Below are 10,634 nucleotides of genomic sequence, written 5' to 3'. Positions count from 1 at the left end.
TAAGTAAAATACAATTAAAATAAATATTTATCCAAACTAAAATGGTAAATAAAGAGCATAATTAACAATAACAAACACCGTATTAACATAGACAGTAGCATTTATTTTTTTAAGGTGATCAATTTTAAGTAAAATAGATTGAAAACAAAAAGCGCTACACCTTGAATCTCTCCTCTTAAGGTCTTACATCTAGATCATCATTTAATAAAGAAGACCGCATTATGAGCAATCCATTATTAACAGTTTCAGATTTACCCCAGTTTTCTCAAATAAAGCCTGAACATATTAAGCCTGCTGTTGAGCATGCGATAGCAGAATGCAAAAAAGTGATTGCAGCAGTGCTTGAAGAAAAAACCTTTACTTGGGCTAATTTAATCATGCCTACGGACGAAGCTGACGATACGTTAAGTAAGCTGTGGTCGCCGGTATCCCACATGAATTCCGTTGTTAATAGTGACGAATTACGTGAAGCATACGAATCATGCTTACCACTTTTATCTGAATACGGTACTTTTGTGGGTCAACACCAAGAGTTATATCAAGCCTATCAGCAACTCGCTGCTAGCGACGAATATCAGCAATTGAACATTGCTCAAAAGAAAGTGGTTGATAATGCGTTGCGTGATTTTAAATTGTCAGGTATTGCCTTAAATAATGAAAACAAAAAACGCTACGGTGAAATTGTTACCCGTTTATCAGAATTAAGCTCTACTTTTGGCAATAACCTACTTGATGCAACACATGCTTATAGCGTTAATATTACCGATAAAAACGAACTCGCTGGTTTACCTGACAGTGCTATAGAAGCCGCTGCTGAATTGGCAAAAGAACAAGCAAAACAAGGTTGGTTGTTTACCTTAGATATTCCAAGTTATTTACCCGTTATGATGTATTCGAGTAATGCAAAATTACGTGAACAGCTCTATCGTGGCTTTGTTACCCGCGCATCAGACCAAGGTCCAAGCGCTGGCGAATTTGACAACAGCGACATCATGAACGAATTGTTAAAACTACGTCATGAATTAGCACAATTATTGGGTTTCAATAACTTTTCTGAAAAATCTATTGCCACAAAAATGGCCTCATCAACCGATGAAGTTTTAGGCTTCTTAGAAAATCTCGCCGTAAAATCAAAGGCACAAGGCCAACAAGATTTAAATGAAGTTAAAGCATTCGCGAAAACAGAATTTAATGAAACAGACCTACAAGCATGGGATTTGCCTTACTACAGTGAAAAATTAAAGCAAAGCCGTTACGCTATTTCAGACGAAGAATGTCGTCCTTACTTTCCAGAAAAAAAAGTAGTGTCTGGCTTATTTGAAGTTGTTAAACGTTTATTTGGACTACAGATCAATGAAATAGCTAACATTGATACTTGGCACAAAGATGTGAAGTTTTTTGAAGTATTCGACAGTAATAATAATTTACGTGGTCGCTTTTATTTAGATCTATACGCTCGTGCCCATAAGCGTGGTGGCGCATGGATGGACGATTGTAAAAGTCGTCGAGAATTAACCAACGGTAACATTCAATACCCTGTTGCTTACCTTACGTGTAACTTCAATAAGCCTATTGGTAATAAACCTGCCCTCTTTACCCATGACGAAGTGGTGACTTTATTCCACGAATTTGGTCATGGTATTCACCATATGCTGACACAAGTTAATACGAGCGGTGTTTCAGGTATCGATGGTGTTCCTTGGGATGCAGTAGAATTACCGAGCCAATTTTTAGAAAACTGGTGCTGGCAACCAGAGGCATTAGCCTTTATTTCAGGTCACTATGAAACAGGTGAACCACTGCCACAAGAAATGCTTGATAAAATGCTAGCGGCAAAAAATTATCAATCGGCGATGCAAATGTTACGTCAGTTAGAATTCAGTATTTTTGATTTCAAAATGCATAGAGATTATCAACCTGAACAAGAAAATACCGCCTATATTCAGCAGACTTTAAATAAAGTTCGTGAAGAATACTCGGTAGTGAAAGCGGCTGACTTTAATCGCTTTCAACACAGTTTTGGCCATATTTTTGGGGGGGGGTACTCTGCAGGTTACTACAGCTACAAATGGGCAGAAGTATTATCCGCTGACGCCTTTAGCCGTTTTGAAGAAGAAGGGATTTTTAATGCACAAGTAGGTAAAGACTTTCTCACTAATATATTAGAAAAAGGTGGGTCACAAGAACCGAGTGTATTATTTAAAGCTTTCCGTGGTCGTGAGCCTAAGATCGATGCTTTACTTCGCCACTGTGGTATTAAAGGATAAATAACGCAGTCAGTTAACGTAAAACACTGAGTGTATTTAAAGAGAACTCACTTTTTGAATACACTCAGTACCCGTCCTATAATTTGGCTTCGGCTCACCGGACCAAACTGCTCAACAGCAATACTCGATAAGTTTTCACCTTTACACCAAATAAAGCCATTGCCATCAATTAATGCCACCGTTTTTATGATCACCCCGTATTGACGATGATGAACCAATATCGTTTGTTCTGGTTTTATCTGTAGGTACATCCACCAGTGACACACCAACACATAGCTATATTCAGGGATACGCGGAAACATACTATGTCCAGTGACTTTCCAAATTTTAAAGCCTAAAAACGTCATGTATTTAGTGTAGAGCGCGCTAAATTTGGCGAATAAGCACATTGAGCCACAAAGGTTGGTTCTACTAATAGTGGCTCATAACTTTTAGAAGAAATACCACAATGCGCCACCACAGTGGCGAAATGAACTTTATTATCGAGCTTTTTAATTAAGTGATATAGCATAGTCCCCCCCTCCTTTACTTATTTTATAGCAGACATCCCGTTAATGGACAGTCCCTTGGTTTTCATCAAGTTGCGCTTTAAATTCTTTTAATCCTTTTTGGCACTCTTTACAAATTGAATATTTTCGTGAAAACAACAGTACGGGCATAAAAGTCAATTGTAGTGCTTTTAATGCGATAAGTTGCATGTCATCACATTGTTGACCATTTTGACTCAGTGCTAACATACGATGATGTGGAATTAGCAGATATTCTAACGAAACTTGGGGATTACCTTTTGTTTCATAGAGTACCGCTAGATTATGATAAGTCCCTATCCATGCCATGAGTAATTCAATATTCATGGTATCCACTGACCATAAATCATCAAGATATGAAGCTGCTTCTTTATAGCAACATTCCGCTTGTACCCATTTTTCATTATCAAAAAATTCATTACCGTTACTCAATAAACGTTGCCATTCCCGCATAGTTTTTCCTTCCCCGTATAAATAAGTGTAAACTGCATTAACCGGTATTTCTGGTGGTTAACCACCAATCAAGCTTAATGATAATCATTCTCAATTAGATCTTCAAGGAGTATTTTATGCTGTCCCCCATTATTTTCTCATCTGAAAAATAAAGTAGCCTCCATAAGGTAATTAACGGTAACTTGCTTTCCACCTTTTACTTTCACTGTGTTAATATTTTCCCCCATAAAAGTAATCGCAACTTAAATAGAATATTTATGTCTTTAGAAAAATTCGACTCTCTATACCAACGTGCCGCAGAACGTAAAGGCGGTGCTGCTGTGCTAAACCTATTACTAGGTGATACTCAACAAGATAATTTAGTCGCCAAACTAGGTGATGATAGAATTTTGTCAGCCTTCACTAAAAAAATTTTTCAGAGTGGTTTTGTTTGGCGGGTGGTCGAAAATAAATGGCCAAACTTTGAAGAAATGTTTTTTAATTTTGATCTGACAAAAATACTGATGATGCCCGAAGAAATGCAAGAACGTAAAGCGGCTGATGCTCGAATTATTCGTAATTTCAACAAAGTAAAAACTATTCAAGCGAACGCACACATGATGTTTGATGAAATACATAGCGATGATAGCCCACACCATAGTTTTGCTGAGTTTATTGCGTCATGGCCAAGTAATAACATGATTGGTTTATGGGATTACTTGAAAAAAAATGGTCAACGTTTAGGCGGTAATACAGGACCTTATGCTTTACGGGCGATTGGTAAAGATACCTTTTTACTAACCCGTGACATTGAAGCTTATTTTCGTGCGAAAAAAATAATTGATGGCGGACTGCAAAGTAAAAAAAGCTTAGCCGCTATTCAAACCGCTTTCAATCAATGGCAAAGTGAATGCGACTTATCACTGAGTCAACTCAGCCGCTTAGTTGCCTATGCAACCGGCGATAACAATGTTCAAGTAGAGTTTGATTAATGGATATATCTACAATAGCCGTAGGTTACGTTGATAAAACCGATGTTGATTTAGCTAAAAAAATTGCTAAAAAATGGCAGCTAGCCTATATAGGCCACAGCGCTTCAGCCACTACACACCCTCAATTACTGTTTTTACTACAGGTAAATTTTCAGCAGTTGGAACTGATCAAACTTGATGAACCCAAACTCGGTGGTATTAAAGTTGATTTTGTTGATGGCGCCGTTGCCCATCGACGAAAATTTGGTGGTGGACGCGGCCAAGACATTGCTAAAGCGATTGGACTAAAACATGGTTTTACCCCACATGTACTAGACGCTACCGCAGGCTTAGGACGAGATTCTTTTGTATTGGCTACCTTAGGCTGCACAGTCACCATGAAAGAGCGCATGCCCATTGTTGCTGCATTATTGGAAAATGGTCTTGAACGCGCTAAATTAAATAGTGAGGTTAGTGATATTACCAATCGGATGTCACTTGTTCATGCGGCCACGATTGAAGAATTAGCATTCACCCAACAGCCCGATGTCATTTATCTTGACCCGATGTACCCTCATCGAGAAAAGTCAGCCGCAGTAAAAAAAGAAATGCGCGTATTTCAATCACTCGTTGGTGAAGACTTAGATGCAGATGATTTGCTTGAACCGGCATTGAAATTAGCGAAATATCGTGTTGTAGTTAAGCGTCCAAGTTATGCGCCACCCTTAAATAACAAAACGCCTTCAACCAGTATAAAAATGAAAAAAAATCGTTTTGATGTTTATGTAAATCAGGCCATACCTAAAAACAATTAACCTTATATCCTGCGTTTAAACAGTCGTTAATATGAACTAACGGACTATGCCATGTTTGCGCAAGCCCACGAAACGACTTTCTCTTGGCTTGCCGTTTATTTAGCCTATTAAGTTAAAATCAATCAGATTTAACCACAACACACTGCATACTTGCTCAATAAACTCTTGTCATAAAACCGCAACAAAGATCAGTAAGAATCGGCATTAATTTATCTGTGAATACCCTTCAAGGATTGACTATGCGAGTTTCAAGTTTTTCACGACTGTCTGTTATTGCCATCAGTATTTTTGCCATTATATTCGTTGCAACGATGTATCATGTTGGCACTTCTCTTACATCAAGTAGAAGCCAGTACGCCGAATATCATGCATTGAAAACGTTAACCACTGTGAAGTTTTATCGCACCATTGCAACCTATCTACAAACCGGTGATGCCAGCCTGCTCAATACCGCACAAGAGCAACTTAACAAAATAATTACACGCTCAACAAGCTTAGATATTGGTAACTTAAGCCATAACATTACCGAAGAAGCGGGCAAACTTAATAAAAATATTGAAACAAAGTATCGTGCCATGGGTAAGTTAAGTGGCAACCCACTCGCTTTGCTTCGTAACAGTGAACAGAACATGGTCGCTATTACTCACTCGCTGATAAAATATGCCGCTGAAAGTGAGGCGTTAGACGAACAGCAACGTATAAATTATTTAGTAACGATGAGCAATATTGCTCGCGCATTAAACCATTTAATCAACACACGTGAAAAGTTGTTTCTTAGTCAAAATATTAGCGACACCGGCTTTAAAAATGCGTTACAAGAATTAGCACAACGGCATCAACAATTAACAAATTATCCTTTATTGGCTATTTTTCTTGAAAGCGACAGTAATACCGATGAAGACGACTTTTTTTCCAATGATGATGACAAAGAAGACATCAGTGAAGAAGCGATTGATGAACTCAATTCACTCATTAATCGTTATCAAAGTGAGTTTGAAAACACCCTAAATTCACAGAATCAGCGCACCGCTGGCTTAGCACTGCTCAAACAAAATGTTACCGCATTAGAAGATATTATTCTTATCGCTGAAACAGAAATATTGAAGAAACAACAGGTGTTGAATCAGCAACTTTATCGAATAGTTATTGGTTTGCTGTCCTTTTTAATCTGTTTTTTAGTCGCCAATTACTGGTTGCAACGCAGCGTAATTTTGAATCCATTACGTAAATTAAGAAACAGTTTTGTGCAACTCGTTGAACAAGGAAAGGTTGATAACATTACGGATATTCCAGAAAAAACTGAATTGGGCGAAATATCTTCAAGCTTCAATAAAATGGTGAATAAACTTGCACAAGATGACAAAGCAAAAGCACAACAACTTGATTTAGTGGCTAAAGCATTAACAACGATGGAGAGCCAAGTTAAAAATATTTATCAATCATCAAAGAGTACCAGCACGCATGTGCAAGGTGCTCGCGAAATTATGAATGCATTAGGCCAAGCGACTGAAACGGTAAATGCATTGTCTGAGCAGGTAGTGAACAACGCACAAGCGACGCAACAGGCAATGGAAACAAGTCAAAGCCGAGTTGCACAAGTGCTCGCCGCAAGCGATTCAACCAGTATGGCTGCACAGCAAAGTAAAACCGCGATAACCTCACTTTTTCAATCTGTTGACAGTGTAACCTCGATAGTTGACGTTATTGGCGCAATTGCGGATCAAACGAATTTATTGGCGTTAAACGCCGCTATTGAGGCAGCAAGAGCAGGTGAACACGGCAGAGGCTTCTCGGTTGTTGCTGATGAAGTGAGGCAACTTGCCGGTAAAACTCAAGATTCGCTTAAACAAATATCTCAACGTTTAGATCAGCTACAAAGTGCAAGTAACTCGATTGAAAAAACAATTATCGATATTGAAAAAGCGTCGTACAACCAAAAAACAATTGCCGACCAATTACAAGAAACGGCTTTAGAAGTTACTGGCCAAGCAAAAATATCAGCCACCGTCGCCCAAGACTCTCTCACGCAAATAACATTGCAACGCCAGCACTTTATTGCGTTTGAACAAGCAATGAGTAATGTTGATGAAGAAGTGAGTAACTCTCAACAACTGGCTAATATCATCTCTATTGATGTGAATAACCATGTCAGTGATATTGGTTTAACCCTCGATAAAAGAGCCTAACGTTAAATAGTTATTTTAGTTATATTTACCGATAAATAGATGCATCTCTGCGTTCTATCTTCTAAAATAAGTGTAGTAATGAGATTTTTTGAGACATTTATGGCAAAAGCACTTTGTAAATGGAAAAAAAAAGACATAGAAAAAAGTCTTCATGAGCTTGCGCACATTGTTGATAAGCCGCGTTTTATCTGCAAAGATTGTGCACGTTCTGCACACGATAAAGGTTTTTTATGTAAAGCGATAACGCTTCCTCTAAACCATCCACCGAGTTAACCCTTAAAATAAGAGAATTTTATGATTCAAGAAAATAAATCCATGCCATCAGGTGAGTTATCAGAGCTAAAAAATGGGAATATGATCACCCACAAGACCAATGAACTTTTTGCCAACAAAAAAGTGGTGTTATTTGCGGTACCTGGCGCTTTCACACCAACATGTTCAGCCGCTCACTTACCCGGTTATGTTGTATCAGCTGACGAATTAAAAACCAAAGGTGTTGACGCCATTATTTGTTTATCGGTAAACGATGCCTTTGTGATGAATGCTTGGGGTGAAGCACAAAATGCCGAAAATATTATGATGCTTGCCGATGGTGACGGTAGCTACACGAAAGCACTAGGTTTAAGTATGGAAACAGCTGGCTTTGGTGGCTTACGTTCTCAACGTTATGCCATGGTCATTGAAAATGGCATCGTTATTAATTTACATGTTGAAAAACCTAAAGAATTTGAAGTCAGTAAAGCTGAAGCTATTTTGAAAACGCTATAAGTTAATGATAATGATTTGTGTTAGTTATCATATTGTTTTTTATATGTTTTAAATTTATTTATTATGAAAAATCATACTTTTTAGCTTGTAACACACGCACAGAACAGGCAAAATTCACTCATATTTCTTAATGAGGCACCATCATGTTAAAACCTGAAATGGTCAAACAACTAAATAATCAAATAAACTTAGAGTTTTACTCGTCAAACTTGTACTTACAAATGAGTGCTTGGTGTGAAGAAAAAGGCTTTGAGGGTGCCGCAACATTTATGCGTAAACATGCGGCAGAAGAAATGGACCACATGACACGTTTATTCACTTACGTAAGTGAAACTGGCGCGTTACCTATCATCGGTACGATTGAGTCACCACCACATGAATTTGAGTCATTAGCTGACATATTTGAAAAAACATACAAGCATGAATGCCACATTACTGAACGTATCAATACATTAGCGCATCAGGCATTTACAAACCAAGATTATTCAACGTTTAACTTCTTGCAGTGGTATGTCGCAGAGCAACACGAAGAAGAAACTTTATTTAAAAGTGTTTTAGATAAAATTAACTTGGTTGGCCACGACGGTCATGCGTTATTCTTTGTTGATAAAGATTTAGCAGAAATGGCTAAAACGGGTACAACAAGCATCATGACTGGCGCTCCTGTTTAATAACAATCAATAAAAACATCAAAAAAGGCTTCAGTTTGAAGCCTTTTTTATAAGTTATCTTTACAGTTTTTTAAGTTCAGTGAGGTAAAAACACGTATCCTTCGCTACGAAAAGACTTTATATGTGAATGCTCAGAGTTAATCTGTAGTTTTTTCCTAATCGTTAAAATGTGCATATTGATACTTCGGTTAGATTCATCAAGGCTGCGATTAAAAATGTGCTTGGCAATACTTTAGCGAGACACAATATTAGGAAAATCATTCATTAATAACCAAAGTAAATTAAATTCTAATCCTGTAAGCACTACTGCCTGATTGCTGCAATAAACTTCTCGGCTACCGAACAATACTTCAACGCCATCAATCACTATTCTCTGCGAGGAAGGCATTATAGTGTTTGATCAAAGAAGCTAACTTTATAGCCAGTAGGAGCAGTATTATCAACTTCAGTCATTACTATTAAAAATTTCATACTATTTATACGATGTATATACTTTTGAATATTCATTAACTCACCTAACTCTTTATTGTTATCACTGCTTCATGGGCAGTTCAAATATCACCAGTGAAAATGTTGGCAGTATCGAGAGCAATAGAGTCACTTGTTACAAATTAGTTCTTACCTTTACACAATCTTTGCACTTCTTTATCTTGGTCATTTTTGTTTAAGTAACATCTCGTGTAATACCTAAGCTATTCAATATATAATGAGCATGACAAATAAAGTTCAACTTAAAATTATAGGAAAATACTTTGCAAATTGACGTATTAGTTATTGGTGCCGGTGCAGCAGGTTTAATGTGCGCGGCAACTGCCGGTTATCGCGGTAAAAAAGTGGTAGTGGTTGATATGGGCAAAAAGCCTGGCCGTAAAATACTCATTAGCGGTGGCGGACGTTGTAATTTCACTAATGAAAATGCCCGTGCTGAAAACTATATTTGTCAAAACCCGCATTTTATAAAATCAGCGTTAAGTCGTTATTCAGCACAAGACTTTATTGAGCTCGTTGAGCGTCACGGCGTAAATTATCACCATAAAACGTTAGGGCAATTATTTTGTGACGACAGTGCAAAAGATATTGTTGATGTTTTGATGACCGAATGCGACTGGGCAGGTGTAGAAGTAAAAATGCGTAATGAGGTGCTTTCAGTTACAAAAACTGAAAGTGGTTACCAAGTAAATACAACCGAAACGAGTTATACCTGTACTTCTTTAGTGGTTGCTTCGGGTGGCTTAACCATGCCAAAACTTGGCGCGAGCCCAATTGGCTATAAAATAGCAGAACAATTTGGCTTAAAGGTTTTACCTACAACCGCAGCATTAGTGCCTTTTACCCTGCATGACCACGATAAAGCGCGTTTTGACGGATTGTCTGGCATAAGCATTCTTACTGAAGTGTCTAGTGATAGTGGCGACAGCTTTAAAGAAAATATTTTATTTACGCATCGAGGTTTATCTGGACCTGCTATTTTACAAATATCGTCTTTTTGGCAAGCAGGCCAAGCAGTCACCATTAACCTATTACCTGATCACAACCTAAGTGAGATAATCGCTGATTGGCGCCAGCATCAAGCACAAAAATCGATAAAAAACTTACTCGCAACCATACTACCCAAGCGATTTATTGAGTGCTTAATTGAGAGTAAAGATATCCCCGACAAAGCAGTTAATCAACTCAGTCATGCAGAAATTCAAGCACTTCATCCCTTTATTCACCAATGGCAAATAAAACCTAACGGTACAGAAGGTTATCGAACGGCAGAAGTTACCCTTGGCGGCGTCGACACTGACGAGCTATCTTCCAAAACCTTTGCAGCAAAGAAGAGTGAAGGGTTATATTTTATCGGTGAAGTAATTGACGTAACCGGTTGGTTGGGTGGCTATAATTTTCAAGCGTGCTGGGCTCAAGGTGTAGCGACAGGTTTGGTGGTCACTTAATCAAACGCAATAAAGCCGCTAATATAAATAATATCTTGCTGAGTCTGCGGCTCAGCGCAC

General features: G+C 38.1%; 11 protein-coding genes. 8 read left to right on the top strand and 3 right to left on the bottom strand.

Annotated elements, in window-relative coordinates:
• Positions 1-221 precede the first annotated feature (221 nt).
• Positions 222-2,267 (top strand): oligopeptidase A, encoded by a 2,046-nt coding sequence (gene prlC, locus H4J52_RS00245; RefSeq protein ID WP_182180371.1) that lies wholly within the window; start codon positions 222-224, stop codon positions 2,265-2,267.
• A gap of 47 nt (positions 2,268-2,314) precedes the next feature.
• Here prlC and H4J52_RS00240 read toward each other — a convergent pair whose 3' ends face one another.
• Both H4J52_RS00240 and H4J52_RS00235 read right to left on the bottom strand, forming a co-directional pair.
• Positions 2,315-2,569, bottom strand: coding sequence for a S24/S26 family peptidase (locus H4J52_RS00240; RefSeq protein WP_182224061.1), 255 nt, complete (start codon positions 2,567-2,569; stop codon positions 2,315-2,317).
• Between the two features lie 249 nt (positions 2,570-2,818).
• Positions 2,819-3,247, bottom strand: coding sequence for a hypothetical protein (locus H4J52_RS00235; protein ID WP_182180367.1), 429 nt, complete (start codon positions 3,245-3,247; stop codon positions 2,819-2,821).
• Positions 3,248-3,504: 257 nt separating this feature from the next.
• On the opposite strand from H4J52_RS00235, the gene H4J52_RS00230 reads away from it, so the two are divergent.
• The 6 genes from H4J52_RS00230 to ftnA all read left to right on the top strand — a co-directional run bounded on the left by H4J52_RS00230 (position 3,505) and on the right by ftnA (position 8,637).
• A complete protein-coding gene (locus H4J52_RS00230) occupies positions 3,505-4,218 on the top strand; it encodes a DNA-3-methyladenine glycosylase I (RefSeq protein WP_182180365.1) in 714 nt (237 codons plus the stop codon).
• On the top strand, positions 4,218-5,012 hold the full coding sequence (locus H4J52_RS00225) for a class I SAM-dependent methyltransferase (protein WP_182224060.1): 795 nt from the start codon (positions 4,218-4,220) through the stop codon (positions 5,010-5,012). The genes H4J52_RS00230 and H4J52_RS00225 overlap by 1 nt, the downstream gene beginning before the upstream one ends.
• Before the next feature lie 239 nt (positions 5,013-5,251).
• On the top strand, positions 5,252-7,198 hold the full coding sequence (locus H4J52_RS00220) for a methyl-accepting chemotaxis protein (protein ID WP_182224059.1): 1,947 nt from the start codon (positions 5,252-5,254) through the stop codon (positions 7,196-7,198).
• Positions 7,199-7,276: 78 nt separating this feature from the next.
• On the top strand, positions 7,277-7,471 hold the full coding sequence (locus H4J52_RS00215; protein ID WP_182180514.1) for a hypothetical protein: 195 nt from the start codon (positions 7,277-7,279) through the stop codon (positions 7,469-7,471).
• Positions 7,472-7,492: 21 nt separating this feature from the next.
• Positions 7,493-7,966, top strand: coding sequence for a peroxiredoxin (locus H4J52_RS00210; protein WP_182180360.1), 474 nt, complete (start codon positions 7,493-7,495; stop codon positions 7,964-7,966).
• 143 nt (positions 7,967-8,109) lie between these two features.
• The gene (gene ftnA / locus H4J52_RS00205; protein WP_182180358.1) at positions 8,110-8,637 is read left to right on the top strand and encodes a non-heme ferritin; all 528 of its coding nucleotides are present in this window, start codon (positions 8,110-8,112) and stop codon (positions 8,635-8,637) included.
• Positions 8,638-8,713: 76 nt separating this feature from the next.
• Here the strand turns inward: ftnA and H4J52_RS20340 are convergent, their stop codons facing one another.
• Complete coding sequence (locus tag H4J52_RS20340) at positions 8,714-8,854, bottom strand: winged helix-turn-helix domain-containing protein (RefSeq protein ID WP_404851852.1); 141 nt, start codon at positions 8,852-8,854, stop codon at positions 8,714-8,716.
• Between the two features lie 535 nt (positions 8,855-9,389).
• Between H4J52_RS20340 and H4J52_RS00195 the strand changes: the two genes are divergently transcribed.
• A complete protein-coding gene (locus tag H4J52_RS00195) occupies positions 9,390-10,574 on the top strand; it encodes an NAD(P)/FAD-dependent oxidoreductase (RefSeq protein WP_259367793.1) in 1,185 nt (394 codons plus the stop codon).
• Positions 10,575-10,634 lie beyond the last annotated feature (60 nt).

The sequence above is a fragment of the Colwellia sp. MB02u-14 genome (assembly GCF_014076915.1).
In the GTDB taxonomy this organism is placed as follows: Bacteria; Pseudomonadota; Gammaproteobacteria; order Enterobacterales; family Alteromonadaceae; genus Colwellia_A.
The sequence above is the reverse complement of the archived record's forward strand: the minus strand, read 5'-3'. Positions and strand labels throughout refer to the sequence as shown.

Coding starts and splice junctions, on each gene's coding strand:
- H4J52_RS00235 (WP_182180367.1), bottom strand. CDS start 3,247: ATGCGGGAATGGCAACGTTTATTGAGTAACGGTAATGAATTTTTTGAT.
- H4J52_RS00225 (WP_182224060.1), top strand. CDS start 4,218: ATGGATATATCTACAATAGCCGTAGGTTACGTTGATAAAACCGATGTT.
- H4J52_RS00230 (WP_182180365.1), top strand. CDS start 3,505: ATGTCTTTAGAAAAATTCGACTCTCTATACCAACGTGCCGCAGAACGT.
- ftnA (WP_182180358.1), top strand. CDS start 8,110: ATGTTAAAACCTGAAATGGTCAAACAACTAAATAATCAAATAAACTTA.
- H4J52_RS00215 (WP_182180514.1), top strand. CDS start 7,277: ATGAGATTTTTTGAGACATTTATGGCAAAAGCACTTTGTAAATGGAAA.
- H4J52_RS00210 (WP_182180360.1), top strand. CDS start 7,493: ATGATTCAAGAAAATAAATCCATGCCATCAGGTGAGTTATCAGAGCTA.
- H4J52_RS00220 (WP_182224059.1), top strand. CDS start 5,252: ATGCGAGTTTCAAGTTTTTCACGACTGTCTGTTATTGCCATCAGTATT.
- prlC (WP_182180371.1), top strand. CDS start 222: ATGAGCAATCCATTATTAACAGTTTCAGATTTACCCCAGTTTTCTCAA.
- H4J52_RS00240 (WP_182224061.1), bottom strand. CDS start 2,569: ATGTTTCCGCGTATCCCTGAATATAGCTATGTGTTGGTGTGTCACTGG.